22 protein-coding genes and 1 CRISPR repeat array are annotated in these 25,348 nt (G+C 52.7%); of the genes, 15 read left to right on the top strand and 7 right to left on the bottom strand.

Going from position 1 to position 25,348, the window contains the following annotated elements; translation table 11 throughout:
* Positions 1–62 precede the first annotated feature (62 nt).
* From cas5c to cas2, 7 genes are all read left to right on the top strand, one after another.
* Positions 63–740 (top strand): type I-C CRISPR-associated protein Cas5c, encoded by a 678-nt coding sequence (gene cas5c / locus J7445_RS05180; protein ID WP_209283255.1) that lies wholly within the window; start codon positions 63–65, stop codon positions 738–740.
* Complete coding sequence (gene cas8c / locus J7445_RS05175; RefSeq protein ID WP_209283254.1) at positions 737–2,515, top strand: type I-C CRISPR-associated protein Cas8c/Csd1; 1,779 nt, start codon at positions 737–739, stop codon at positions 2,513–2,515. Before cas5c ends, cas8c begins: the two co-directional genes overlap by 4 nt.
* Before the next feature lie 11 nt (positions 2,516–2,526).
* Positions 2,527–3,393 (top strand): type I-C CRISPR-associated protein Cas7/Csd2, encoded by an 867-nt coding sequence (gene cas7c / locus J7445_RS05170; RefSeq protein WP_209283253.1) that lies wholly within the window; start codon positions 2,527–2,529, stop codon positions 3,391–3,393.
* 15 nt (positions 3,394–3,408) lie between these two features.
* Positions 3,409–4,059, top strand: a complete 651-nt coding sequence (gene cas4, locus J7445_RS05165) for a CRISPR-associated protein Cas4 (protein ID WP_209283252.1) — start codon at positions 3,409–3,411, stop codon at positions 4,057–4,059.
* Positions 4,060–4,107: 48 nt separating this feature from the next.
* Positions 4,108–4,911, top strand: coding sequence for a DUF5677 domain-containing protein (locus J7445_RS05160; protein ID WP_209283251.1), 804 nt, complete (start codon positions 4,108–4,110; stop codon positions 4,909–4,911).
* 210 nt (positions 4,912–5,121) lie between these two features.
* Positions 5,122–6,135, top strand: coding sequence for a type I-C CRISPR-associated endonuclease Cas1c (cas1c, locus tag J7445_RS05155; protein ID WP_209283250.1), 1,014 nt, complete (start codon positions 5,122–5,124; stop codon positions 6,133–6,135).
* A 74-nt stretch (positions 6,136–6,209) separates the two neighbouring features.
* Positions 6,210–6,503 (top strand): CRISPR-associated endonuclease Cas2, encoded by a 294-nt coding sequence (gene cas2 / locus J7445_RS05150; RefSeq protein WP_003685729.1) that lies wholly within the window; start codon positions 6,210–6,212, stop codon positions 6,501–6,503.
* A gap of 189 nt (positions 6,504–6,692) precedes the next feature.
* Positions 6,693–10,782: a CRISPR direct-repeat array (repeat unit 32 nt; unit sequence CCAGCCGCCTTCGGGCGGCTGTGTGTTGAAAC).
* A 48-nt stretch (positions 10,783–10,830) separates the two neighbouring features.
* On the opposite strand, the gene J7445_RS05145 is transcribed toward cas2, so the two are convergent.
* Positions 10,831–11,163: a hypothetical protein gene (locus J7445_RS05145; RefSeq protein ID WP_209283382.1), complete on the bottom strand. Its 333-nt coding sequence runs from the start codon at positions 11,161–11,163 to the stop codon at positions 10,831–10,833.
* Position 11,164: 1 nt separating this feature from the next.
* On the opposite strand from J7445_RS05145, the gene J7445_RS05140 reads away from it, so the two are divergent.
* Complete coding sequence (locus J7445_RS05140; protein ID WP_029609831.1) at positions 11,165–11,383, top strand: HP1242/YdcH family protein; 219 nt, start codon at positions 11,165–11,167, stop codon at positions 11,381–11,383.
* An 84-nt stretch (positions 11,384–11,467) separates the two neighbouring features.
* Here the strand turns inward: J7445_RS05140 and cysG are convergent, their stop codons facing one another.
* Complete coding sequence (gene cysG / locus J7445_RS05135; RefSeq protein WP_209283249.1) at positions 11,468–12,883, bottom strand: siroheme synthase CysG; 1,416 nt, start codon at positions 12,881–12,883, stop codon at positions 11,468–11,470.
* A 271-nt stretch (positions 12,884–13,154) separates the two neighbouring features.
* Here cysG and cysD point away from each other — a divergent pair, with 271 nt between their 5' ends.
* Positions 13,155–14,069: a sulfate adenylyltransferase subunit CysD gene (gene cysD / locus J7445_RS05130; protein WP_209283248.1), complete on the top strand. Its 915-nt coding sequence runs from the start codon at positions 13,155–13,157 to the stop codon at positions 14,067–14,069.
* 143 nt (positions 14,070–14,212) lie between these two features.
* Here the strand turns inward: cysD and cah are convergent, their stop codons facing one another.
* The 4 genes from cah to J7445_RS05110 form a co-directional block, all read right to left on the bottom strand.
* Entirely contained in the window at positions 14,213–14,971 is a 759-nt protein-coding gene (cah, locus tag J7445_RS05125; protein ID WP_209283247.1) for a carbonic anhydrase, read from the bottom strand.
* A 320-nt stretch (positions 14,972–15,291) separates the two neighbouring features.
* Positions 15,292–16,023 carry a phosphoadenylyl-sulfate reductase gene (locus J7445_RS05120; RefSeq protein ID WP_209283246.1) on the bottom strand — a complete coding sequence of 244 codons (732 nt, stop codon included), beginning with the start codon at positions 16,021–16,023 and terminating at the stop codon, positions 15,292–15,294.
* A gap of 130 nt (positions 16,024–16,153) precedes the next feature.
* A complete protein-coding gene (gene dinB, locus J7445_RS05115; protein WP_209283245.1) occupies positions 16,154–17,212 on the bottom strand; it encodes a DNA polymerase IV in 1,059 nt (352 codons plus the stop codon).
* A 103-nt stretch (positions 17,213–17,315) separates the two neighbouring features.
* A complete protein-coding gene (locus tag J7445_RS05110) occupies positions 17,316–18,161 on the bottom strand; it encodes a 23S rRNA (adenine(2030)-N(6))-methyltransferase RlmJ (RefSeq protein ID WP_209283244.1) in 846 nt (281 codons plus the stop codon).
* On the opposite strand from J7445_RS05110, the gene J7445_RS05105 reads away from it, so the two are divergent.
* The 3 genes from J7445_RS05105 (at position 18,105) to J7445_RS05095 (ending at position 21,496) form a co-directional block, all read left to right on the top strand.
* Positions 18,105–18,311: a hypothetical protein gene (locus J7445_RS05105; protein WP_141743156.1), complete on the top strand. Its 207-nt coding sequence runs from the start codon at positions 18,105–18,107 to the stop codon at positions 18,309–18,311. The two genes, J7445_RS05110 and J7445_RS05105, sit on opposite strands and share 57 nt — an antisense overlap.
* A 64-nt stretch (positions 18,312–18,375) precedes the next feature.
* The gene (gene recD / locus J7445_RS05100) at positions 18,376–20,133 is read left to right on the top strand and encodes an exodeoxyribonuclease V subunit alpha (RefSeq protein ID WP_209283243.1); all 1,758 of its coding nucleotides are present in this window, start codon (positions 18,376–18,378) and stop codon (positions 20,131–20,133) included.
* A gap of 244 nt (positions 20,134–20,377) precedes the next feature.
* On the top strand, positions 20,378–21,496 hold the full coding sequence (locus J7445_RS05095) for a hypothetical protein (RefSeq protein ID WP_209283242.1): 1,119 nt from the start codon (positions 20,378–20,380) through the stop codon (positions 21,494–21,496).
* A 148-nt stretch (positions 21,497–21,644) separates the two neighbouring features.
* On the opposite strand, the gene J7445_RS05090 is transcribed toward J7445_RS05095, so the two are convergent.
* Positions 21,645–22,046, bottom strand: coding sequence for an RNA-binding S4 domain-containing protein (locus J7445_RS05090; protein WP_019271250.1), 402 nt, complete (start codon positions 22,044–22,046; stop codon positions 21,645–21,647).
* A gap of 218 nt (positions 22,047–22,264) precedes the next feature.
* On the opposite strand from J7445_RS05090, the gene J7445_RS05085 reads away from it, so the two are divergent.
* From J7445_RS05085 to rpoE, 3 genes are all read left to right on the top strand, one after another.
* The gene (locus J7445_RS05085) at positions 22,265–23,224 is read left to right on the top strand and encodes an acetyl-CoA carboxylase carboxyltransferase subunit alpha (RefSeq protein WP_039410222.1); all 960 of its coding nucleotides are present in this window, start codon (positions 22,265–22,267) and stop codon (positions 23,222–23,224) included.
* A gap of 93 nt (positions 23,225–23,317) precedes the next feature.
* Positions 23,318–24,661: a tRNA lysidine(34) synthetase TilS gene (gene tilS / locus J7445_RS05080; protein ID WP_209283241.1), complete on the top strand. Its 1,344-nt coding sequence runs from the start codon at positions 23,318–23,320 to the stop codon at positions 24,659–24,661.
* Between the two features lie 83 nt (positions 24,662–24,744).
* Positions 24,745–25,344 carry an RNA polymerase sigma factor RpoE gene (gene rpoE / locus J7445_RS05075; RefSeq protein WP_019271253.1) on the top strand — a complete coding sequence of 200 codons (600 nt, stop codon included), beginning with the start codon at positions 24,745–24,747 and terminating at the stop codon, positions 25,342–25,344.
* Positions 25,345–25,348 lie beyond the last annotated feature (4 nt).

Below are 25,348 nucleotides of genomic sequence, written 5' to 3'. Positions count from 1 at the left end.
AAATTTATAGGTTATCAGTAAAAATCAGCCGCCTTCGGGCGGCTGTGTGTCAAGGAGTTTGTATGGCAAACCAAATCCGCCTACACATTTGGGGCGATTACGCCTGTTTTACCCGTCCGGAGATGAAGGTGGAGCGGGTGTCTTATGATGTCATCACACCGTCGGCGGCGCGCGGGATTTTGGCGGCAGTGCATTGGAAGCCGGCGATTCGGTGGGTGATTGACCGGATTTATGTGTTGAAACCGATTCGGTTTGAGTCGGTGCGGCGCAATGAGTTGGGCGGCAAGATTTCGGCGGGTAAGGTTAGTGGCGCGATGAAGCGTAAGAGTGTTGCAGATTTATATACGCTGATTGAAGACGACCGCCAGCAGCGCGCGGCGACGGTGCTCAAAGACGTGGCTTATGTGATTGACGCCCATGCGGTGCTGACGGCAAAAGCGGGGACGGATGAGACCGTTACCAAGCATATCGAGATGTTCAAACGCCGTGCGAAAAAGGGGCAATGCTTTCAGCAGCCGTGCTTGGGCGTACGCGAGTTCCCCGCCGATTTTGCTTTGATTGACGAAGACGAGCCGCTGCCGCTGTCGGCGTTAGTGGAAAGCGAGGCAAACCGCGATTTGGGCTGGATGCTGCACGATATTGATTTTGACCACGGCAACACGCCGCATTTTTTCCGCGCACAAATGAAAGACGGCGTGATTGATGTGCCGCCGTTTTACGCTGAGGAGGTGAAAGCATGATTCTTGCGTCCCTTGCCCGCTATTACCGCCGTTTGGCAGCACAAATCGATGAAATGGGCAACCCGAAAGTGCCGCCTTATGGTTTTAGCGAGGAAAAGATCGGCTGGATTTTGGTGTTGGATAAAGAAGGTCGTCTGAAAACTGCTGTGCCGAATCTGACCGCCGATAAAAAGCCACAGCCGAAATTGATGAGCGTGCCGCGCCCTGAAAAACGCACGTCGGGCATCAAGCCGAATTTTTTGTGGGACAAAACCGCCTACGCGCTCGGCGTGGAAACCAATAAAAACAAAGCCGAAGCCAAAGAAAAACCGTTTACGCCGTCTGAAAAAACCTTTGACGCCTTCAAGCAATACCATCTCGATTTACTGCAAAACAGCGACGATGAAGGCTTGCAAGCCTTGTGCCGTTTTCTAAAAAACTGGCAGCCTGCACATTTCGCTGCCGAAAATCTACCTGCCGAAATGCTGGATGCCAACATTGCATTTTCTCTTGAAAAACCGACCGCACTTATCCATAAACGCGAAGCCGCGCAAACCTTATGGGCAGGTTGCCTGAAAAGCGACGAAGCGCTTGAAGGTTTGTGCTTGATTAGCGGCGACACCGCCCCGATTGCACGGCTGCATCCGGCGATTAAAGGCGTGTTTGGCGGGCAAAGTTCCGGCGGTTCGATTATTTCGTTCAACAAAGAAGCCTTCGCCTCGTTCGGCAAGGAGCAAGGCGCAAATGCGCCCGTCTCCGAACAATCCGCCTTTGCCTACACCACCGCGCTGAACTATCTGTTGCGCCGCGAAAATAATCACTGCTTGACCATCGGCGATGCCAGCACGGTTTTTTGGGCGGAAGCGGACGATAGCACTACGGCGCAGGCTGCCGAAGGCTTTTTCGCGCACGTGTTCACGCCGCCGGATAATGAACAAGAAAGCGCCAAAGTTTTCAACGTATTGGAACAAATGAGCAAAGGTCGTCCGTTGCAAGAAATTGCGCCCGAACTTTCTCCCAATACCCGTTTTTACATCTTAGGGCTTGCCCCCAATGCCGCGCGGATTTCTGTTCGATTTTGGCTGGACACTACGTTTGGGCAGTTGGCGGAAAATTTGGCGCAGCATTGGCAAGATTTAGCCCTTGAGCCTTGTGCATGGAAAACGCCGCCGTCGATTTGGCGACTCTTATTGCAAACTGCCGTATTGGGCAAAAGCGAAAATATCTCGCCCGTGTTGGCGGGCGAAATGACCCGTGCCGTGATTTGCGGCACGCCGTATCCCTTGAGTTTGCTGTCGCAACTGATTACCCGAATCCGCGCCGACGGCGAGGTGAACGGACTGCGCGTGGCAATGATTAAAGCCGTATTGCAGCGGCGTTTTAGAAAAGGTTTTATTGAAGAAGGAGTTCCTATGAGTTTGAACAATGAAAGCCCGAATCGTGCCTATCTTTTAGGGCGGCTGTTTGCCGTGTTGGAGCGCATCCAATATCAGGCACTCGGTGAATTAAACGCCGGCATTGCCGATCGCTATTACGGCTCTGCATCCGCCGTGCCGTTTTCCGTTTTTCCGCGCCTTTTGTCGGGTGCAAAACACCATTTGTCGCGCTTGCGTAAAGACAAAGCCGGTATGGCGGTGAATTTGGATAAAGATTTGGGCGAAATCATTGCCAAACTGCCCGAAACCTTTCCGCGCCATTTGAGCATTGACGAGCAAGGCCGCTTTGCTATCGGCTATTACCACCAAAAACAAAGCTATTTTGCTAAAAAAGAAACCGCTGAAACCATTGAAAACTAAGGAGCCAGAAAATGTCTGCCATTCAAAACCGCTATGAATTTGTTTACTTTTTTGACGTAACCAACGGCAACCCCAACGGCGATCCCGACGCGGGCAATATGCCGCGCCTTGACCCCGAATCCAGCAAAGGCTTGGTAACCGATGTTTGCTTAAAACGCAAAATCCGTAATTTTGTAGAAATCAGCAGCGAAAACGAAGTCGGTTACGAAATCTACGTCAAAGAAAAAAGCGTGCTAAACCTGCAAAACAAACGCGCTTATGAAGCGCTCGGTATTGAATTTGAAGCCAAAAAACTGCCCAAAGACGAAGCCAAAGCCCGCGACATTACCGCTTGGATGTGCAAAAACTTCTTCGATATCCGCACCTTCGGAGCTGTGATGACCACCGAAGTCAACAGCGGACAAGTGCGCGGCCCGGTGCAACTGGCGTTTGCCCAATCCATTGATCCGATTGTGCCGCTGGAGGTTTCCATCACCCGCATGGCGGTAACTAACGAAAAAGACTTGGAAAAAGAACGCACTATGGGGCGCAAATACATCGTCCCTTACGCGCTCTACCGCGTGCACGGCTTTATCTCCGCCAACCTTGCCGCCAAAACCGGTTTTTCAGACGACGACTTAGCCAAACTCTGGCAAGCCCTGCAACTGATGTTTGAGCACGACCGCTCCGCCGCCCGTGGCGAAATGGCGGCACGCAAACTGATTGTTTTTAAACACGACAGCGCACTCGGCAGCCAGCCTGCACATAAATTGTTTGACGCCGTGAAAGTCGAACGCGTAAACGGCGAATCAGGTACGCCAGCAAGCGGTTTTGGCGATTACAAAATCAGCGTGGTTTCAGACGGCCTCAATGGCGTGAGTGTGGAAGAGTTGCTTTAAAAAACGTTTGAAAAAATGACCGCACTTTCAACCGAAACCCAAGGGGAAAATCAGGACGCGCGCCTGATTTCCCTTTCCGCCCTGCAACACTACGCCTTCTGTCCGCGTCAATGTGCGTTGATTCACAACGAGCAGGCGTGGGCGGAGAACTATTTGACCGCGCAGGGCAAGGCGCTGCATGAGCGGGTGGATTCGGGCGAGCCGGAAACGCGCAAGGGCGTGCGCTTCGAGCGGACGGTGCATGTGTCGGCGGAGAAGCTGGGCATCAGCGGCGTGTTGGATTTGGTGGAAGTGGACACGAAAACAGGTCGTCTGAAACCTGTAGAATACAAACGCGGCAAGCCCAAACCCGACCCGATGGACGAAATCCAGCTCTGCGCCCAAGGTTTGTGCTTGGAAGAAATGACGGGGCAAACCGTCTCTGAGGGTGCGCTGTGGTATATGCAAACCCGCCACCGCGTCCTCGTCGTGTTTTCAGACGACCTGCGCGCCCAAACACTCGCCACCATCGCCGCCGTGCGCGAACTTCTAAACAGCGGCCAAACCCCGCCGCCCAACTACGGCAAACGCTGCAAAGCCTGCTCACTGGTGGAGATTTGCCAGCCGGAGTTGTTGGGGAAACGGGATAGGAGCGTGGGGTATGTGGAGGGGTTGTTTAAGAACTAGTAAAATAAAACTTTTAATTATTTACATCACTTAATAAAGGATACATTTATGGAAAGTTGCAATAATCAAGAAAGTAATGATTTATTTGATAACTCTATTATGCAATTACAGAAAATTGCAGAAGACATAGTAGTATTAGATTATAAATTTAACTGTCTAGAATTAGATATGTATGACACTACAAATTACACATCAAAACTATTTATAGAAAGGCAATTTGAACAACTTCGAGCAATGCTTGCATTAAAGGATAATGAAAGCCATATTTTAATTGCTAGAAGTATGTTCGAAGGGGCTGTTTATTTAGGATGTTTTGTTCAAAATAAAGAATTATCAGATGATTGGAGGAATTATAGCTTGGTGATAGATAAAGGAAGACTAGATGAGCTTTCTGATAAATCTTCTGTACCTAAAGAGGTGATTAATTTATTAAATGAAAATAAGGATATTATCGAGTCTTTTAAAAATAAAAAGGGTAAATTTTATAATTCTTGGACAAAAGGTAAAACGATAAAAGAGCTGGCAGAAATTGCTCAACTGGACAGTTTTTATAAAAACTACTATTCGTCAATGTCTGATTACCATCATTGGGGAACAAAATCTTTTGGAATTCGTTATAAATATAACGACAAACAGACTGGAGTAGAAAAATTGGATACAGCCGAAATAAGACGAGATAGTTTTAGTGCTTGGTGTATGTCAATTTCATCTATTTTATCTGCATTGAAAATTCTAAGTATTAAGTCAAATAATGATGAACTTAAGAAAATTATTTCAAAGTTAGAAGGTGAGTTACATAATATTCCGGGAACAGTATCTACTAATATAAACTACAGTTGTAATAATAGTTAATAAGTAAGTGTAGGTTGTGTTAGCCGTAGGAGTAACCAAACAAAACGCCGAAATTTCAAGCTAAGGTCGTCTGAAAAACAATACTTGGGAAACCAAGCCGTTCCGCTGAGCTACGGCGTTCCGCCTAACCCAGCCTACCAATAATTTTCAGGTAGCCCTAATCTGTCAAATACCCAAAAAACTGCGGTCAAACCCCAAGGAGTTTTCCTCATGCGTAAACTGCAAAACACACTGTATATCACCACCCAAGGCAGCTATCTGCATAAGGAGCGGGAGACGCTGGTGGTGGAGCAGGAGCGTAAGAAGGTGGCGCAGTTGCCGGTGCATTCCATCGGGCATATTTTCTGTTTTGGTAATGTGCTGGTGTCGCCGTTTTTGCTGGGGTTTTGCGGTGAAAATAATGTAAATTTGGTGTTTTTTACCGAGAACGGACGTTTCTTAGGGCGGTTTCAGGGGCGGCAAAGCGGCAATGTGCTGCTGCGTCGGGCGCAGTATCGGGTGTCGGAGCAAAATCCTGTGCCGATTGCGCGCAATATCATTGCGGCGAAGATTCAGGCGAGTAAGCGGGTGCTTCAGCGACAGATTCGCAATTACGGCGAGAATGCGGCGATTCAAAGTGCGGTCGATGCTTTGAACATTTCGCTGCGGCAGTTGAAGGGCGCGGCGGAGCTGGACGTGGTACGCGGCATTGAGGGCGATGCGGCGGCACGTTATTTCGGCGTGTTCGGGCAGCTTTTGAGCGAAAAAAGCGGCTTTACTTTTGACGGGCGCAACCGCCGCCCGCCCAGAGACGGGGTGAACGCGCTGTTGTCGTTTGTTTACAGCATCTTGGGCAAGGACATCAGCGGCGCGCTGCAAGGCGTGGGACTAGATCCGCAGGTGGGTTTTCTGCACGCAGACAGACCGGGGCGCGACAGTTTGGCGCAGGATATTTTGGAAGAATTCCGCGCGTGGTGGGCAGACAGGCTGGTGCTGTCGCTGATTAACCGCGGGCAAATCAAACCTCAGGATTTTGTTACCGAGGCAAGTGGCGCGGTAAGCTTGAAAGCGGAGGCGCGTAAGCTGTTGTTCCAAGCTTTGCAGGCGAAAAAGCAGGAGAAAATCGTGCATCCGTTTTTGGGTGAGGAAGTGGAAATCGGGCTGCTACCGTATATTCAGGCGATGCTGCTAGCGCGGCACTTGCGCGGGGATTTGGCGGAATATCCGCCGTTTTTGATGAGATAGGTTGGCAGGTCGTCTGAAAACAGGCTGGACGTTTTCAGACGACCTCTAAAGCAGCCTGCACATGGGAATACAAAATGCTGATGCTGATTACTTACGATATTTCGCTGGAAGACGCGGAAGGACAGGCAAGGCTGCGGCGCGTGGCGAAATTGTGTCTGGACTACGGCGTGCGCGTGCAGTATTCGGTATTCGAATGCGACATCGCACCCGACCAGTGGGTTGTTTTAAAAGACAAACTCTTGAAAACCTACAACCCCGAAACCGATAGCCTGCGCTTTTACCATCTGGGCAGCAAATGGCGGCGCAAAGTGGAACACCACGGCGCGAAACCGGCGGTGGATGTGTTTAAGGATACGTTGATTGTGTGAATCGCCAACCTACAGTTCTCATGAAAATGCGGCAGGGTTGGCGAACTGGGATTGTTCTTTAACAATAAGGATATTGCGAATGCGGGTGTAACGGAAAAGGCTGTGTTATACTCGCGTTCGCGCTTTTCTTGGGAGCTTAGCGAAATCGGGGCTGCGAAGCCTGATGGAACAAGGCTTTTGAGAGAGGCTCCAGCCGCCTTCGGGCGGCTGTGTGTTGAAACGTCAGTCCGTTTGCTGCTTCGATGTGTGTAGTATCCAGCCGCCTTCGGGCGGCTGTGTGTTGAAACCTGCATTTTGCTGATATGGCAAAGGATATCCCGCCAGCCGCCTTCGGGCGGCTGTGTGTTGAAACTTCGTCTTCTTCAATCTCTGTAATTCGGACGGGGGCCAGCCGCCTTCGGGCGGCTGTGTGTTGAAACTTGTATCAGTTCGGCTTTGGTAATGTTGCCTCCGAGCCCAGCCGCCTTCGGGCGGCTGTGTGTTGAAACCTTTATAGCCCACTATCACACGCAGATAACCCCTTCCAGCCGCCTTCGGGCGGCTGTGTGTTGAAACTAGTTATCGGCTGCCACGTCCCGGTTATTCAGGATCCAGCCGCCTTCGGGCGGCTGTGTGTTGAAACCCCTGCCCTCTAAACGCAATCCTAGACGCTCCTAGCCAGCCGCCTTCGGGCGGCTGTGTGTTGAAACCAAGAGAAAGCCAAACGCATCGAAGCAGTGAAAACCAGCCGCCTTCGGGCGGCTGTGTGTTGAAACGCCGCGCAGGTCAACATCGGTAACGTGATGGTACTCCAGCCGCCTTCGGGCGGCTGTGTGTTGAAACATGATGGGCGCGGGCGGATCGCCTGACGTTTGGACCCAGCCGCCTTCGGGCGGCTGTGTGTTGAAACGTCATATCCTCTGCCAAAACAGGGACGACCGTGCCAGCCGCCTTCGGGCGGCTGTGTGTTGAAACATTTTTGGGAGCTTTAAATGAACGTGAATCAAATCCCAGCCGCCTTCGGGCGGCTGTGTGTTGAAACCAGTCGCCTGACAAAGAGCATACATGGGCGGACCCAGCCGCCTTCGGGCGGCTGTGTGTTGAAACCAGCCGTTCGCGGCGCGGTTGCCTACGCTTGGTACTGCCAGCCGCCTTCGGGCGGCTGTGTGTTGAAACGACAGCAGCCGATACCCCGTTAAGCAGGGTTTGGAACCAGCCGCCTTCGGGCGGCTGTGTGTTGAAACAGCATTACACGCCTTTCCGCTTGTACTCATTGAGCCAGCCGCCTTCGGGCGGCTGTGTGTTGAAACTTGCAGGTATCCTGACGCTTGTTGCAACCCGGATACCAGCCGCCTTCGGGCGGCTGTGTGTTGAAACATCTTGGAATGGAAATTCTGGCTTGGGTTCAGGAACCAGCCGCCTTCGGGCGGCTGTGTGTTGAAACCCTATCCGTAATCCGACTTTGAAACAAAAAACCGACCAGCCGCCTTCGGGCGGCTGTGTGTTGAAACATAGTCTTATTGGTGCTCGTATTCGGTATCAGGACCAGCCGCCTTCGGGCGGCTGTGTGTTGAAACATACCTTACGCGCCGAATACGGCGAGGATGAAACAGCCAGCCGCCTTCGGGCGGCTGTGTGTTGAAACTGCTTTGAGTTCGAGGACGTCGCCCAAGCCCGAATCCAGCCGCCTTCGGGCGGCTGTGTGTTGAAACCGTATCGTTGTAAGCCGTCAACGGCTGACGGTCTCCAGCCGCCTTCGGGCGGCTGTGTGTTGAAACGATGGTTTCGGTGCGGTATAGCGGGTTGTCGCTCCAGCCGCCTTCGGGCGGCTGTGTGTTGAAACGCCGTTATCTTCTGCCTTGCTAATAGCTTTGGTCCAGCCGCCTTCGGGCGGCTGTGTGTTGAAACATAGCAGTACCCCTTAAACGACGGGCAACAAAAAACCAGCCGCCTTCGGGCGGCTGTGTGTTGAAACCCCGTTGGCGATTGTTCCCTAAAAATAACGTTACCAGCCGCCTTCGGGCGGCTGTGTGTTGAAACTTGCCTGCTGCCTGTTTATGCACAAGCAAGAAAGTCCAGCCGCCTTCGGGCGGCTGTGTGTTGAAACTTTGGGCTTATCATCCTCTTTCGGCTTGTCGTCCCAGCCGCCTTCGGGCGGCTGTGTGTTGAAACCTTTCTATCTGTTAAATAATCCTGCCAAAGCATTGCCAGCCGCCTTCGGGCGGCTGTGTGTTGAAACGGGTTTATTACGATATACAAACCGTTGGAATCGGCCAGCCGCCTTCGGGCGGCTGTGTGTTGAAACCGCAAGGATTTGATTCGGGCAGAAATCATATGAAACCAGCCGCCTTCGGGCGGCTGTGTGTTGAAACTTAAATCCTGTTTAAACCTGTTTTCAGACGACCTTAACCAGCCGCCTTCGGGCGGCTGTGTGTTGAAACCAAGTATCGGCAGTATCACGGTGAATATAGGGCTCCAGCCGCCTTCGGGCGGCTGTGTGTTGAAACCCTTTATATCCCACAATCACCCGTAAATAGCCGTCCAGCCGCCTTCGGGCGGCTGTGTGTTGAAACTAATAGGTCTTTTTCTGTTTCCGTGTTGAAAGAAACCAGCCGCCTTCGGGCGGCTGTGTGTTGAAACTCTCTAAGAAGCTCGCCTCTTTTTTCGTTGATACCCAGCCGCCTTCGGGCGGCTGTGTGTTGAAACAGGGGCAAAACCTCAAACCTGAAGACTTCGTGCCCAGCCGCCTTCGGGCGGCTGTGTGTTGAAACGAGAGTATCGAAGTTGCAAACGATTTCGTCATATCCCAGCCGCCTTCGGGCGGCTGTGTGTTGAAACCAAAGATACCATAGACGTAACATTGATTACGGCCACCAGCCGCCTTCGGGCGGCTGTGTGTTGAAACTTCCAAAGATGACGGCAGGCATGATGTAGCTGTACCAGCCGCCTTCGGGCGGCTGTGTGTTGAAACCTGCCCTTTAATTTACATTATGACCAAAGCGGACCCAGCCGCCTTCGGGCGGCTGTGTGTTGAAACGTAAAGGAAAACATCATGAAATTGATGAACACTTGCCCAGCCGCCTTCGGGCGGCTGTGTGTTGAAACTTGCCCAGTTCGGCGCGGATTTCGTCAGCGGTCCCAGCCGCCTTCGGGCGGCTGTGTGTTGAAACAAAATCAACATTCGGGGAGTGAGGAATCAACAGCCCAGCCGCCTTCGGGCGGCTGTGTGTTGAAACATCGTAAACGTCCTTTAAAGGCGGCTGTTTAGTCCCAGCCGCCTTCGGGCGGCTGTGTGTTGAAACTTCGTCGCTCCAAAAGACAGACTGTTCGGGCTTGCCAGCCGCCTTCGGGCGGCTGTGTGTTGAAACAGCGCGTCTTGCGCTTTTGCCAGCTCGTCCGCTGCCAGCCGCCTTCGGGCGGCTGTGTGTTGAAACAGCATCATCAGCAGGCGTTTCATCGGCTTTGTCCCAGCCGCCTTCGGGCGGCTGTGTGTTGAAACAGCCGATTGTAAAGAATGACGGTTCGCTTGATGACCAGCCGCCTTCGGGCGGCTGTGTGTTGAAACCGGATCACCCGCCCATCATTCGCCACCGTTGACGGCCAGCCGCCTTCAGGCGGCTGTGTGTTGAAACTACCATGAAACATCCAGCAAATCATTAGTCGTCCGCCAGCCGCCTTCAGGCGGCTGTGTGTTGAAACCCAAAAGCATACATCTTGAAAGTGTTCAGGGATAAAGCCAGCCGCCTTCAGGCGGCTGTGTGTTGAAACTGATGAAAAATATCAGGATTTTGTAAAAACCAACCAGCCGCCTTCAGGCGGCTGTGTGTTGAAACCGCATAACCTTTGTAATATATGTTTTCGCAACCGTCCAGCCGCCTTCAGGCGGCTGTGTGTTGAAACTGTAAGTTTGAGCAAGGAAGAAGATAAAGGCACCCAGCCGCCTTCAGGCGGCTGTGTGTTGAAACTTAAAAAGCATTTCGAACACTATGTCTGTGTATACCCAGCCGCCTTCAGGCGGCTGTGTGTTGAAACACCGTATAGCTCAACCGTTATGGCTAAACCTGCAACCCAGCCGCCTTCAGGCGGCTGTGTGTTGAAACAAGGCGAAGGTGGCGCACCCTGTACACGGCAGACCCCAGCTGCCTTCGGGCGGCTGTGTGTTGAAACCACGCTCGCTCTGACACCCCATCAGGACGGACAGATCCAGCCGCTTTCAGGTGGTTGTGTGTTGAAACAGACGACCTCTACCGTACTGGCGATTGATTTTGCTAGCCGCCTTCAGGCGACTGCGTGTTGAAACCTGTAGCCGAGGGAGCAGATGTAGAGGCGCAGGCCCAGCCATCTTCAGCTAACCATATGTCGACCAGACGGTGCTTTCCTGATTTAAACCGCCTGTAACCATCTGCTTTTTGATGGTTATGTCTGAAAAATCATCTGTGGAATAGGAAATCGTTAATCCATCAAATCTCTGTCTTTCAGACGATTGAAATCGGATTTGTTCTATTCTGATTAAATCGGATTTTTCCAGCTTCGGGCTGCCGGATAAATTTGATGCAATGCAGGGTTTGATTGGCAAGGGGCTGGATAAAAATGGCAGCTTTGTTATAATAAAACTACTGGCAGTTACATACTTTTCTTGGCATTGCGCCGTTTTATTCATATTAACGAAAGAGGAAAACAAAATGTTTCCAGAATATCGCGATTTAATTTCCAAATTAAAACAAGAAGACGCCCACTTCGCCCGTCTGTTTGACGAGCATAATGAGTTAGACGATAAGATTACAGGTTTGGTCAATAATCCTGTTACCAGCGGTGCTGATGAGATTGAAGAGCTGAAAAAAGCCAAATTGAAGCTGAAAGACGAGTTGTACGCTTTGTTGCAAAAGGCTTCAGGCAAATAATCAGGATTTGAATAAGGTCGTCTGAAAACCGGATTTGGTTTTTCAGACGACCTTTTGTTTATTTAAATAATTTGGAACAACGCTTCAGGCGGCTTGTTCGTGCATCGTGTGAAGGCGGCTTTGCGCGGGATTTTCTTGAAACCATTTCAATTCGTCGCGTAGGGAAACGACTTCGCCGATAACAATCAACGCGGGACGCGGGGCGTTTTCTGCCAGCTCGGACAGGTTTTTCAGACGACCCGTCACGACGCTTTGGTGCGGAAGCGTGCCGTTGGAGACGATGGCGACGGGTGTGTCGCCGCTGCGTCCGTGCGCCATCAGTTTTTCGGCGGTTTCGGCGGCTTTGAGCGTGCCCATATAGACGACCAGGGTTTGGTTGTCGAGGGCGAGCGTGCGCCAGTCGGGCTGGTGGCCGTCGTGTTTGCTGTGTCCGGTCACGAAGAGCGCGCTTTGGGCGCAGTCGCGGTGTGTCAGGGGGATGCCTGCGTAGGCGGTCGCGCCCAGTGCGGCGGTGATGCCGGGGATGATGCGGTACGGGATGTTTGCTTGCCGCAAAACTTGGGCTTCTTCGCCGCCGCGCCCGAAAACGAAGGGGTCGCCGCCTTTGAGCCGGACGACGCGCAGACCTTGGCGGGCGTATTCGACAAGGAGGCGGTTGGTTTCTTCTTGTTGAACGTGGTGCGAGCCTGCGCGTTTGCCGACGCTGATTTTGTCCGCGTCTTTGCGCACCATGCTTAAGACGTCGTCTGAAACTAAGGCATCGTGGAACACGACATCTGCCGCCTGTATCGCCTGCAAAGCGTGCAAGGTGAGCAGCCCTGCGTCGCCGGGACCTGCGCCGACCAGGACGACTTCGCCTTTTGCCGCGCCGAAACCGTCAAGCTGCGCGGCAAGCTCTGCTTCGGCGGCATCAAGATTGCCCTGTGCGGCGAGCGCGTTAAAACGGCTGTCGAACAGGTTTTCCCAAAAGCGGCGGCGGTTTGTCGTGCCTGTGATGTTGGCTTTGACCGCGTTGCGCCATTTGCCTGCGAGCGCCGCCATTTGACCGGTGTGCAGCGGGATGAGCGTTTCGATGATTTGCCGCCACTTACGCGCCAAAACAGGGGCGGTCGCGCCGCTGGAGACGGCGATTTTGAGCGGGCTGCGGTCGATGACGGCGGGGACGGTGAAGGAACACAAATCCGCGGTATCGACGGTGTTGCAGAGTTTAGCCCGCCGCTCCGCCGCTTGGAAAATGCGGCGGTTGAAGGCGTAATCGTCGGTGGCGGCGACGGCGAAAAATACGTCGTCCAAATCGTCGTCGTAAAATTCGCTGCCCAGCCATTCGATTTTGCCTTCGTCCGCCCATTTTTGGAAAACGGGATTGAGTTCGCGGGCGACAACCCTGACCGCAGCCCCTGCCTGCAACAGGCTTTCGGCTTTGCGTTCCGCCACTTTGCCCGCACCCGCCAGCAGGACGGGGCGGCCGTTCAAATCGGCAAACAGGGGATAATGGTTCATGGCGTGTTCTCTTATTAAGCTATCGTGCCGCCCATCTTAAAATCCCGCAGGCTTCGGCGGAAAGAATGGTTTTTGCTTATCTTATCGAGTTTGGTTATATGCGCCGCTTCCGTTGCCACGCAGCAAAAAGGTCGTCTGAAAACGGCAATCCCTTTTCAGACGATCCCGCCAATATAACGAAATCATCTTTGCTTCAAACAAACCATTCTTTCCGTTTTTCAGACGACCTCTTTAGAGTACCGCCTATCCGAGTTTTGCTAAAGAGAACAATATGTCTATTCAAAACCACCACTTAGACTGGCTCGAAGCCGAATCCATCTACATCATCCGCGAAGTCGTCGCCGAAGCGAAAAATCCCGCGCTGCTGTTTTCCGGCGGCAAGGATTCCGTCGTTTTGCTGGCGCTGGCGGTCAAAGCGTTCAAGCTCGAAGGCCGCCCGCTCAAGCTGCCGTTCAAGCTGCTGCACGTCGATACGGGACATAACTACCCCGAAGTGATTCAGTTCCGCGATGAAACCGTGGCGCGCACGGGCGTACAGCTGGTGGTCGGCAGCGTCGAAGATTCCATCAAAAAAGGCACGGTCGTCCTGCGCCGCGAATCCGATTCACGCAACGCCGCGCAGGCGGTTACGCTGGTGGAAACCATTGAAGAACAAGGCTTTGACGCACTGATGGGCGGCGCGCGGCGCGATGAGGAAAAAGCGCGGGCGAAGGAGCGGATATTTTCGTTCCGCGACGAATTCGGACAATGGGACCCGAAAAGCCAGCGTCCCGAACTCTGGTCGCTCTACAATACGCGGCTCTTTAGCGGCGAAAACATGCGCGTGTTCCCCATCTCCAACTGGACGGAACTCGACATCTGGCAATACATCGCCCGCGAAAAGCTCGCGCTGTCGCCGATTTATTACAGCCACAAACGCGAAGTCGTCGAACGGGGCGGGCTGCTCGTTCCTGTTACCCCGCTGACGCCGAAACGCGAAGGCGAAGTTTCCCAAATCCGCGACGTGCGCTTCCGTACCGTCGGCGACATTTCCTGCACCTGCCCCGTAGCCAGCACCGCCGCCACGCCCGAAGACATCATCGCAGAAACCGCAGCAGCCACCATTTCCGAACGCAGCGCCACGCGCATGGACGACCGCGTGTCGGAAGCGGCGATGGAAGAGCGTAAAAAGGCGGGGTATTTTTGAGCGGAGCTGCTGGCGAAATCGGCTTGAGTTGAAACCCAAGCCGATGACTTTGTTCCGGAAACATTGTGATGAAGAGCGAAAAAAGTCGTCTGAAAAACCAAATTTAGGTTTTCAGACGACCTTTTCGTTTACGGCTTTACTGTTTATTCGATGACAACACGCGCGTTAAGCGGCTGGACGGGGCGGTTGTTATGCGAGCCGACGGCGCGGGTGAATTTTTCTGCCTGCGCCTGATCGATGTGGTCGTAGGTTTTCAGCACTAGCCACGATACGCCTTCGCTGCACGGCGGTGTGGTCAGCGAACCGGCGAAGCGGTAGTATTTCAACCGTTTCGGCAGCAGGGTGCCGGCGTCGAAAGCTTTGTCGAGGTTTACCTTTCCTTCCTTCATCGGCATCACGTTCCATATAGGTGCGAGGCGGTCGTTGGTTTTGCCAGGTTCGTACAATACTGCCAATACCAAAGGCTGGCGGTTTTCGTCCAAGTGGACGAAGTGGGCTTCCATCGGGAAGGTGCGGCCTTTGATTTGGTTTTCACTGGGTACATGGAAATGGAATTGTTTCAGGGTGTAGGTGCGACCATTTACGCTGAGGGTATTGCCACCTTCCGGGTAGTTGACTTGGATGGTGTGGCCGTTGTTTTCCACGTTAACGGCGCTCGGTTTGTAATTGACTTTGATGGCGGGCAGTCTGCCTGAGACGGTTTCGGTAATGTTGACGGGAGATTGGTTTTTGCCTGTGGAGCATAAACGGAACTCTTCAGAAAGCTCGCCCCAGCTTTCGGGGGAGTCGTGTCCGGTGTAACCCCAATGGGTGTGGCTGCCGTGTGCGGCGGCAGAGAATGCTGCGAAGGTGGACAGCAGGAAGACAGTCAGACGAGGCAACGTACGGATCAAGCAGGGCATTGCAATATCCTTTCTGTAAGGAGGAGGGAAAAAAGCATTGCGGTGCGTATGTGGAATATTGTTATTTTTTATTAAACCATAGCCATATTAAATCATTAGGTCAAGCCTTCTTTTGCTAATTAATTTAAGGCTATGAAGTTAAAGCGAATTCATTTTTTTAAAAACGATATTGTCGTTTTAGGAATGGATAATAATTTAAAATAGAAAACTTCCGTTTTTCACACTTGAAAAATTTAAGGAATGCCACCTCATGAAAAAGGTCGTCTGAAAAAAACTGAATTTGGTTTTTCAGACGACCTTTTTGCCTTGCCTGACAAGGGTTATTTGTGCAGCCCGCATTCTTTGCTGTCCTTGCTTTCCCACCACCAGCGTCCGGCGCGGATGTCTTCGTCTGCTTTGACGGGGCGGGTGCAAGGTTCACAGCCTATGCTCGGGTAGCCTTGGAAATACAGGGCGTTGAGCGGAACGTCGTAGGCTTGCGCGTATGCCCAGACGTCGTTTTCTTCCCAGTCGAAAATGGGGTTGAACTTGGCGATGTTGCGGCTGTGGTCGGTTTCTTCGAAATCCAATTCGCTGCGGGTTGCCGATTGGCTGCGGCGTTGACCGGTCAGCCAGGCGGGGGCGTTTTTCAGGGCGCGGTTGAGCGGCTCGATTTTGCGGATGTGACAGCAACGGCGGCGCAGCTCGACGCTGTCGTACATGGCGGTTGCGCCGAATTCCTGTTCAAACTGCCGCGCGCTGTCGGGATTGGGGTGGAAGACTTCCAGCTCGGTTTGGTAGCGGACGTTGACGGCGGTAATCAGGGCGGCGGTTTCGGGATTGAGCTTGCCGGTGTCGAGGGTAATGATGCGCAGGGGGAGTTTCAGGCGGCAGATGGCGTCGGTAACGATCATGTCTTCGACGGCAAGGCTGGAGGCGAAAACGGCTTGCGGATAGCGGCGGGCGATGTGTTTGAGGCGGGTTTCGAGCGTGGCGACCAACTCGGGCAGCCGGCGCCGTTCGGCTTCGCCTGTCGTCGGTATAGTCCAAAGCTGGGGACGGAAGAGGGACATGGTTGGCTGTTCCTTGATTTTTGTTTTCAGACGACCTCTCTTGCGGCAAAAAGGGGTCGTCTGAAAGTTTGTTCGGAACATTATTGTCGGGCGGTCTCGCGTGAAGGGGAAAGAATGCTTTTCTATTTCTTTATAACCAAAGCGATTGCTGCTGGTCTTTCGGCACGAGGTGGTTCACGCCTATGCCGATCAGGCGGAAGGCGTCTTCGCGCTGGGGCGGCACGCGCTGCATCAGGGTTTGCGCGGCGCAAAGCAGGGCGTCGGTGTCGGGAAGGACGGAAGAGTAGGTCAGGGAGCGGGTGATGATGCGGAAATCATGGGTTTTCAGCTTGAGGGTTACACCTTTGGCTTCGACGTTTTTTCGCTCGATTTGCCGCCACAGGTCTTCGGCAAGGTGGGGCAGGTGTCCGGCGACTTGTTCGAGCGACAGGTCTTCGGGCAGGGTGATTTCGGTGGAGATTTGGAGGCGTTCGCGTTCGGCTTTGACGGGGCGTTCGTCCGTACCGCGCGCCAAATCGTAAAGGCGGTAGCCGTAACGTCCGAAATGGTTTAAAAGTTCGCCGCGCTCGAAACGGCGCAAATCGCCTGCTGTCTGCATGCCCAGCGACTGCATTTTTTTCAGCGTTACCTTGCCCACGCCGGGGATTTTGCCCAAAGGCAGGGTTTCCAAAAAAGCCATGACCTTGTGCGGCGGCAGGACGAATTGCCCGTTCGGCTTGCGCCAGTCCGACGCGATTTTCGCTAGAAATTTGTTCGGCGCGATGCCTGCGGAAGCGGTCAGGCCGGTTTCCGCAAAAATGGCGGCGCGGATTTCTTTGGCAACTTCGCTGGCGTAAGGGATGTTTTTGAAATTATGGGTAACGTCAAGATAGGCTTCGTCCAGCGACAGGGGTTCGATTAAATCAGTATAGCGCCTGAATACGGCGTGAATCTGCGCGGAAACCTGACGGTACAAATCGAAATGCGGCGGCACATACACCGCTTGCGGACACAGCCTTTTCGCTGTCGCCACCGACATCGCGGAATGCAGCCCGAACTGCCGCGCCTCATACGATGCGGCGCAAATCACCGAACGCGCGCCCTCCCACGCGACGACCACGGGCAGCCCTTTCAAATGCGGCTGCTCGCGCAGTTCCACCGATGCGTAGAACGCGTCCATGTCGATATGGATGATTTTGCGCTGGGACATTGAAGACGGTCAAGAAGGAAAAAGAGACGGGTATTTTAGCGGAAAACGATAGGGGAAGGTCGTCTGAAAACTGTTTTCCAGTTTTCAGACGACCTTTGCCGGTTTATTTGATTTGATAGTCTAAAACGAAACGCGCCGCATCATCTTGAGCCAGAATTTCCGTCAGCTTGGGCAGCGTATCCGCCAATTTTTTTGCCAGCAGATAGGGCGGATTGAGGACGAACATCCCGCTGCCGTGCATACCGAACCCGTCTTCGCGCGGTTTGTGGACATAAAGCTCGGCTTGAAGGTAATTTTCGGGCATGAGTTTTTTCAACTGTTCCGGCAGCTTGCGGCTCTCTTCGCGGCTCAAGCAGGGATACCAAACCAGATAACAGCCCGACTCGAAACGTTTGAGCGCGTCTTGCAGGGTTTGGACGACGCGGCGGTAATCCTGTTTTTCCTCATAGGGTGGGTCGATCAGTACCACGGCGCGGCGCGGCGGAGGGGGAAGCAGCGAAATCAGTCCGCGATAGCCGTCGGCTTGCGCGATTTGCCCGCGTTTGCCCAGGCGGGCTTCTTTCATGTTGTTTTGCAAATGCGCAAAATCGGCAGGATGAAGCTCGAATAGGCGAAGTTTGTCGCAGTCGCGGGTGAGAAAGCGGGCAAGCCAGGGCGAGCCGCAGTAGAGGTTTTCATCGGGCAGGATTTCTTTCAGACGACCGGTAAAGTCGGACAAATCCGAAGGCAGCGCATCTGCTTGAAGCAGCCGTGCAATCCCCTGCCGGTATTCTCCGACCTTCTGCGCCTGCTCTCCGCGCAAATCATACAAACCCGCGCCGCTGTGGGTGTCGATATACCAATACGGTTTGTCTTTGAGGTTGAAATATTCCAGCGTAAGGAAGAGGGTGAAATGTTTGAGCATATCGGCGTGGTTGCCGGCATGGAAGGCGTGGCGGTAGCTGAGCATGGCAGGGGTCGTCTGAAAACAGGGAAGGGCGATTATATCCGCAAATGGAGCGGGACTGTTGCCGGGCTTTCAGACGACCTTGGGATTGCGCTGGAAGTAAACCGTCCTGACAGGCTGCCGTCGCGGAAATTTTTGTTTTGTCCGATATAATACAGGTCGTCTGAAAACCGGATGTCCATTTTCAGACGACCTTTTTTCAATACGGGAAACGAAAATGGCTGAGAATACCGCCGATGATTTGAACCTTGCCGCCGCTCAAGCGGCCGGGCATTTGCTGGAGCGTTGCGTACCGGAGCATGCTGCGGTGCTGACGCCTTATGTGTTGCGGCTGTTTGCGGCTTTGCAGAACGGGCACTCGTTTGTGTGGCTGGATGAGGGCGAGGCGGACGAATTGGCGGGATTGGCGCCGACGGTCGGGCAGGGCACGTCGCCGTTGGTGTTGCAGGGCAGAAAGTTGTTTTTGGGGCGGATGTGGCAGCTCGAGCATGATTTGGTGGCTGAAATCAAGCGTTTGGCAGAAGCGGAAGTCGAGCCTGTGGATTGGATGAGCGCGTCGCAAAACTTGTCCGGCTGGTTTGCCGACAAAGGCAGCGCAGGGCAGCGGGATGCGGCGGGGCTTGCCCTGCTTCAGGCGTTTATGCTGATTACGGGCGGGCCGGGTACGGGAAAGACGACGACGGTGGCGAAACTTTTGGGGCTGATTTGTACCAACTCTGCCACGCGCCTGCCGCGTATCGCTCTGGCCGCGCCGACGGGCAAGGCTGCGGCGCATATGGCGCGCGCGCTGCATCGGGCGGTGGACGGTTTCGAGATGCCGGATGTGGTGCGCAATCATTTGTCCGCTCTGGAAGGGCAGACGGTCCACCGCCTTTTGAAGCTGCGCCCGCCGCAAATGCTGCCTGCGTTTGACGGCAACCGCCCGCTGCCTTTGGATGTGTTGGTGGTGGATGAGGCTTCGATGTTGGATGTTTCCCTGCTGCTTCACTTGCTGCGTGCGATTCCGTCGGGCTGCCGCGTGATTTTTTTGGGCGACGAGTTCCAACTGCCTTCGGTCGGTGTCGGCGCGGTATTGGCGGCGTTGTCGAGACGGACGGTTTTGGATAAGGAGACGGCGGATCAGCTGAGCATTTATCTGCCTGAACACGGTTTCCCCGTGGAGGAAAATCCGCCGGTTTTGTCGCAAAACGTCGCGCAACTGACGGTCAGCCACCGTTTCGGCGCAAATAGCGGCATCGGTTGCTTGGCGAGGTCGGTTGTGTCGGGTAAGAGCGGGGAAGGTTGGGCGCAGTTTGCCTTGTTCCCCGATGAGTTGGAAATCCGCGAAGGTCGTCTGAAACAGCAGGCGGAGCTGCTTTACCGTAAACACGAAAAATACTGGCAGGCAGTCGATAAAAACGATGTGGCGCTGGCGTTCGGACACGCGGCGGATGTGGTCGTTTTGGCGGCATGGCGGCAGGACGCGGAGGCGTTCAACGAAGAGTATTGCCGTTATCTGCAACGCAAACATCGGGCGGGCGCGGATACGCCGTGGTTCGCGGGACAAATCATCATGATTGCGCGCAACGACTATACGCTGGAAGTGTTCAACGGCGACATCGGGCTGATTATGCCCGACGCGGAATCGGCAAATGGTTTGGCGGCGTATTTCCCGAATGCGGACGGCTTCAAAAAAATTGCCATCAGCCGCCTGCCACAGTTTGAGTCCGCGTTCGCCATGACCGTGCATAAAAGCCAAGGTTCGGAATACCGGGAAGTGTGGCTGCTACCGCCATCAAGAAAAATAGAGCAGGGCGGGGATGACACGCTGTCAGGCTTGAACAACGCGCTGCTCTACACCGCCATCACCCGCGCGCGGGAACGCTTCGTTTTTTGGGGAAATGAAGAACAATGGCGGATGGCGGTGGAGACCCGCAAAACCCGCCGCACGGCATTGGGCGACATCTTGGACGCGATGTTCGTGCCGAAAGCTTGAATCAAACCCTAAAGGTCGTCTGAAAACGAAACGGATGCTGCCGGAAGTTTTCAGACGACCTTTCTCTATTGATATGCGTCAAAATCAGTTTGGAAATAAGCATAATACTCTAAATCTTCTTGACGGTTTGTGCCGTCTTTCATAGGATTACAGCCGTTCGATTACAAAAATTAGTAAATTTCTAACAAATATTGATTAGGAATTTTTGTTAAAAATACCTTTTACCCTTCAATCGGAGATTGGCATGAACATCCAAAAAAACTTTGCCGTTGTATGCACTGCCTTGGCGGCATTACCCACCGCATTTGCAGAAACCGCTAGCGTAGAGCGCGATGCCGCCGCATTGGCAACGACGAGCGATTACGTCAATTCGGGCAGCGTCATCCGCAAAGACGAAGATAAAATCAGCATTTTCAACGATTTGCTGACCGTAAACGGAACATTCCGCGTCCGCGCCGACACCAAAGACATCAATGCCAACAACAGCAGCACCAATCCCACGCCCGACGCCTCCAATACCAATTTCAACGCCGAATTCTGGTTGCGCGCCAAACTTTATAAAGACTGGAAACTGGTAACCCAAATCGAACCCAACATCGACTTGAAAACCGGCAAATTCAACGGCGACCATGATGTTCCCGTGAACAAACTGTATGCCGAAGGCTCGATTACCGAAGGCATCAAAGCCCGCGTCGGTAAATTCGGCGCATTTTCCTCCTACGGACGTGTCTGGGATACCGAAGTAACCGGCGGCGAAATCTTCTTTGACAACAAAACCCTGCCCACCAAAATTTACGCAGGCCGCCGCACCGGCAGCCTCAACGACAACGTATGGGGCATAGGCGGCCGCCGCAAACACTTCGCCGCCATTCAAAGCAGCCTGCCGATTAACGAAAACATCAACGTCGGCGCAACCGTCAGCTACATGAAAGACATAGACGTGCGCGGCGCGAAGAAAAACGCCGTCTTCGGCGAAATCGGCGCAGATGTCAAATTCAACGACGATTGGCGTTGGATGGCGGCAGTCAGCAAGTCCAACATCAAAGCCTATAACGACGCAGGGCAAAAAATCAAAAACGACGGCGTGTTCACCGAAGTCCGCTATAAACTTGCCGACTGGAAAGTCCGCAATTCCTACGACGCCTTCCTGAATTACCGCCACGTCGGTGCGCTTTCGGGCGTATCTTCCGTACAAGACTACAGTAAAAACGTACAAGGCGTACAAGTCGGCGCGACCTACGTTCCTTGGAAAAACTGGAAAGTGTCAGGCTTTTACTTGGCGGGCAAACAAGTTACCCCGACTGCCGGCTCAAGCAGACAAGACGTCAACGTCTTGCGCGGTCAGGTGGAATACAAATTCTAAGCCGTTTGGATAAAGGTTTTGTAGAAACGAAAAAACAGGCAGGGAAAACCTGCCTGTTTTAGTTCGGATAAGATTTCAGACGACCTGTACCTGTTTCCTGATAAAGGTCGTCTGAAAAGTACGATTCCACCAAGACAAACTCCGAATCCTACCAGCTGTCGCGCTTCATGCGGTCGAGTTGGCGGCGGTCGCGTTTGGTCGGCCTGCCGTCGGGATACGCCGCGCTGATGCGGCTTGCTTGGTCGAGCTGTTTTTGCGCTTCGCGTTCGGCGGCGGTTTTCATGTCTTCTTCGTAAAGCTGACGCGCTTCGGGGGCGGGGCGGCGCTGGTGGTTGAGTGCCAATACTTTGATTTTGTAAGGCAGCGAATTGAGCGTCAGGTCGATGATGTCGCCCGCGCTGATGTTTTTGCTGTTTTTGACTTTGGTGCCGTTGACCTGAACCCTGCCCAATTCGATATGTTTTTGAGCCAGCGCGCGGGTTTTGAAAAAGCGCGCAGCCCAAAGCCATTTGTCTAGCCGCATCGCCGTATTGTCGTGGTCGTTTTTCATAGCCTGTTTGAAATGATTGAACTGAATGGAAGTTTATCATAAGATACGGCACTTCATTTGTTTAGTGCAGATATACTATATCGTTGTAAAAGGTCGTCTGAAAAGGCATCCGCCCGATTATCTGCCGTCTTGCACGGCATATCCTCAATGAGAAATGCTGCCAAATATGCCTGATTGGCGTATGATAGCGGCAGCGTCCCTACCGAGAGCTTCACCCTATGAAACCAGTTTTTTTGGATTTTGAACAACCCATCGCCGAATTAACCAATAAAATCGAAGAGTTGCGCTTTGTGCAGGGCGAATCCGCCGTCGATATTTCTGATGAAATCGCCAGATTGCAGAAGAAAAGCAACGACTTGACCAAATCGATTTTCAACAAGCTGACGCCCGCTCAGATTTCGCAGGTTTCACGTCATCCCCAACGTCCTTACACCTTAGATTACATCCAAGCCATTTTCACCGATTTTGAAGAGTTGCACGGCGACCGCCATTATTCAGACGACCATGCCATCGTCGGCGGTTTGGCGCGCTTCAACGGACAAAGCGTGATGGTTATCGGCCATCAAAAAGGCCGCGATACCAAAGAAAAAATCCGCCGCAATTTCGGTATGCCGCGCCCTGAAGGCTACCGTAAAGCGTTGCGCCTGATGCAGACTGCCGAGAAATTCAATATTCCCGTGATGACTTTTGTCGATACGCCGGGCGCGTATCCGGGCATCGGCGCGGAAGAGCGCGGTCAGTCCGAAGCCATCGGACGCAACCTGTACGAATTGACCCGCCTGCGTGTGCCGGTTTTGTGTACCATTATCGGCGAGGGCGGTTCCGGCGGCGCGCTGGCGATTGCGGTCGGCGATTACGTCAATATGCTGCAATATTCGACTTACTCGGTTATCTCTCCGGAAGGGTGCGCGTCCATTCTGTGGAAAACCGCCGAAAAAGCGGCAGATGCCGCGCAAGCCTTGGGCATTACCGCCAAACGCCTGCAAGAGTTGGATTTGATCGATAGCGTGATCAACGAGCCTTTGGGCGGGGCGCACCGTGATTTTGAAACGACCATGAAAAACGTCAAAACGGTGTTGGAAACCGAGTTGCACGAGGCGCAAAATATGCCGATGGCGGACTTGCTGGCGCGCCGTTTCGACCGGATTATGGCTTACGGTAAGTTTACGGATAAGTAAACAATTAATGTGTAGAAAAGCAGGCAGAAGCTCCCCCCTGCCTGCTTTTTCATTTCTAAGAACTTGCCTTGCCGACAGCATAGATTACGCCATATGAACCCGACGTCGCCTGAAAACCTTCCGCCCCAATGCCGCAGTTTGTTGGAAACCTTGCGTCTTTCGGCGCGTTCGCTTCCTGATGGTTGTACGGTAACGGCCGGATTGAGCGGCGGTTTGGATTCGGTGGTGTTGCTGCATATGCTGGCGTGTTTGCGGGAAGAGCTTGGTTTGAATGTACACGCTTTGCACGTTCATCACGGATTGAGCCGCAATGCGGATGACTGGCTGGGGTTTTGCACACGCTTATGCCAAGAATGGAATGTGCCGTTCAGAAGCGTAAAAGTTGAAGTTAAAAAAGACGGCTTGGGAATCGAAGCCGCTGCACGGAAAGCGCGTTATCAGGCGTTTTCAGACGACCCCTCCGGCATCATCGCGTTGGCGCACCATCAGGATGACCAAATTGAAACATTCATGCTCGCGGCGGTTCGCGGCGGCGGCATTAAAGCACTTGCCGCTATGCCGCAATGGCGCAAGCTGGATGAGGAAACGCAAATTTGGCGGCCGCTGCTGACGTTTTCCCGAAAAGAATTGGAAAACTACGCTGCTGTCTGCAACCTGCCGAACATCGAAGATGAAAGTAACGCGGATACAGCTTTTTTAAGAAATTGGATGCGTTACGAGGCGTTGCCGGTTTGGCGGGAGCGCATTCCGAATTTTGACCGTCATGTTTGTTCCAACATTCGTTCTTTGCAAACCGATTTGGCGATTTTGGACGAAGTTGTCGATGCAGATTATCAAATGGTTTGTGAGAGCGGACGCTTCCAAGTCAGCCGCTGGCAGACATTCAGCGAAGCGCGCCGCAGCCGGATTCTTTGGCGGTTTTTTAAAGAGAATGAGATTGTGGAAAGTTCTCCGAGAAAGCTGGCGGATTTCGCGCGGATACTGTTGGAAGCAGAAACTGCACAATGGCAGTTCGGCGAAACATCGGTATGTTTATACCGGGATTTTTTATTCATATTGAAACAAAACCAGTTCGCAGACGTGGATTGGATAAAGGGAAAAGAAGTCAGAGGCCGTCTGAAAGATATTCTCCAAGAAAACGGCTTTTTTCTGGTGCCGCACCGCAACGGATTGCCGGAATCGGTCTTGGAAGAAGAAGGAATCATTCGGACGGCGGGCAGTGATGATATGATGAATGTAGGTTTTTTGTATAAAAACGTTAAGAAAGTGTTGCAGGAAAACCATATTGTACCGTTCGTCAGAAAATGCTGGCCGATTATCACAAATACTGACGGAAACTGCATTGCTATTGTTAACCTTACGGTAAGCCACGATTTTCAAGGGATTGACGGTTTTTTACCGGTTTATGGAAAATTTTTGAGATATAAATGGAACTAAATGCGGCAATAGCTGTCTTTAACTGGCACAGCACGCTTTACTACTTTATAGCTTATAATGCAGTTATTATAAAAAGGTAAAATATGAATGATCGCCAGATTGATCAGGTCTTGGTAGAGCGCGCGCAGAAAGGCGAACAAAAAGCATTCGAGATGCTGATGTCCAAATATCAGCGTCGGCTCATTAGATTGATTTCCCGTTTTGTCAAAGACGAACACGAAGTCAACGATGTGGCTCAAGAGGCAATGATCAGGGCTTACCGTGCCTTGCCGAATTTTCGTAGCGAGAGCGCGTTTTATACTTGGCTGTATCGGATTGCTATCAATACTGCCAAAAATTTCTTAGTAACATCAGGAAAGCTGCCGTTCGTCAGTGCAGAGGCTGCCAATGAAGACGGGGATATTTTGGATTTATCGGATCAGATTGCGGATTATCATACGCCGGAAGCTGAGATGATCAATCGGGAAATCCTGCAAACAGTCGAATCAACGATTTCGCATTTGCCCGAGGACTTACGCAAAGCCATTACCTTGCGGGAAATGGACGGTTTGTCTTACGAGGAAATAGCCACGATTATGGATTGCCCGATAGGGACGGTCCGTTCCCGTATTTTTAGGGCGCGGGAAGTGATAGCAAAAGATTTGAGGCCTTTGCTGGAAACTTCTGAAAATCAAAGGTGGTAATAAT

Origin of the sequence: Neisseria sicca, assembly GCF_017753665.1 — a bacterium.
GTDB lineage: Bacteria > Pseudomonadota > Gammaproteobacteria > Burkholderiales > Neisseriaceae > Neisseria > Neisseria flava.
This window is presented reverse-complemented; position numbering and strand designations above follow the sequence as displayed.

Excerpts from the sequence above, each read along its gene's own strand:
- cas5c (WP_209283255.1), top strand. The coding sequence starts at position 63 with ATGGCAAACCAAATCCGCCTACACATTTGGGGCGATTACGCCTGTTTT.
- cas8c (WP_209283254.1), top strand. The coding sequence starts at position 737 with ATGATTCTTGCGTCCCTTGCCCGCTATTACCGCCGTTTGGCAGCACAA.
- cas7c (WP_209283253.1), top strand. The coding sequence starts at position 2,527 with ATGTCTGCCATTCAAAACCGCTATGAATTTGTTTACTTTTTTGACGTA.
- cas4 (WP_209283252.1), top strand. The coding sequence starts at position 3,409 with ATGACCGCACTTTCAACCGAAACCCAAGGGGAAAATCAGGACGCGCGC.
- J7445_RS05160 (WP_209283251.1), top strand. The coding sequence starts at position 4,108 with ATGGAAAGTTGCAATAATCAAGAAAGTAATGATTTATTTGATAACTCT.
- cas1c (WP_209283250.1), top strand. The coding sequence starts at position 5,122 with ATGCGTAAACTGCAAAACACACTGTATATCACCACCCAAGGCAGCTAT.
- cas2 (WP_003685729.1), top strand. The coding sequence starts at position 6,210 with ATGCTGATGCTGATTACTTACGATATTTCGCTGGAAGACGCGGAAGGA.
- J7445_RS05140 (WP_029609831.1), top strand. The coding sequence starts at position 11,165 with ATGTTTCCAGAATATCGCGATTTAATTTCCAAATTAAAACAAGAAGAC.
- cysG (WP_209283249.1), bottom strand. The coding sequence starts at position 12,883 with ATGAACCATTATCCCCTGTTTGCCGATTTGAACGGCCGCCCCGTCCTG.
- cysD (WP_209283248.1), top strand. The coding sequence starts at position 13,155 with ATGTCTATTCAAAACCACCACTTAGACTGGCTCGAAGCCGAATCCATC.
- cah (WP_209283247.1), bottom strand. The coding sequence starts at position 14,971 with ATGCCCTGCTTGATCCGTACGTTGCCTCGTCTGACTGTCTTCCTGCTG.
- J7445_RS05120 (WP_209283246.1), bottom strand. The coding sequence starts at position 16,023 with ATGTCCCTCTTCCGTCCCCAGCTTTGGACTATACCGACGACAGGCGAA.
- dinB (WP_209283245.1), bottom strand. The coding sequence starts at position 17,212 with ATGTCCCAGCGCAAAATCATCCATATCGACATGGACGCGTTCTACGCA.
- J7445_RS05105 (WP_141743156.1), top strand. The coding sequence starts at position 18,105 with ATGTTTGAGCATATCGGCGTGGTTGCCGGCATGGAAGGCGTGGCGGTA.
- J7445_RS05110 (WP_209283244.1), bottom strand. The coding sequence starts at position 18,161 with ATGCTCAGCTACCGCCACGCCTTCCATGCCGGCAACCACGCCGATATG.
- recD (WP_209283243.1), top strand. The coding sequence starts at position 18,376 with ATGGCTGAGAATACCGCCGATGATTTGAACCTTGCCGCCGCTCAAGCG.
- J7445_RS05095 (WP_209283242.1), top strand. The coding sequence starts at position 20,378 with ATGAACATCCAAAAAAACTTTGCCGTTGTATGCACTGCCTTGGCGGCA.
- J7445_RS05090 (WP_019271250.1), bottom strand. The coding sequence starts at position 22,046 with ATGAAAAACGACCACGACAATACGGCGATGCGGCTAGACAAATGGCTT.
- J7445_RS05085 (WP_039410222.1), top strand. The coding sequence starts at position 22,265 with ATGAAACCAGTTTTTTTGGATTTTGAACAACCCATCGCCGAATTAACC.
- tilS (WP_209283241.1), top strand. The coding sequence starts at position 23,318 with ATGAACCCGACGTCGCCTGAAAACCTTCCGCCCCAATGCCGCAGTTTG.
- rpoE (WP_019271253.1), top strand. The coding sequence starts at position 24,745 with ATGAATGATCGCCAGATTGATCAGGTCTTGGTAGAGCGCGCGCAGAAA.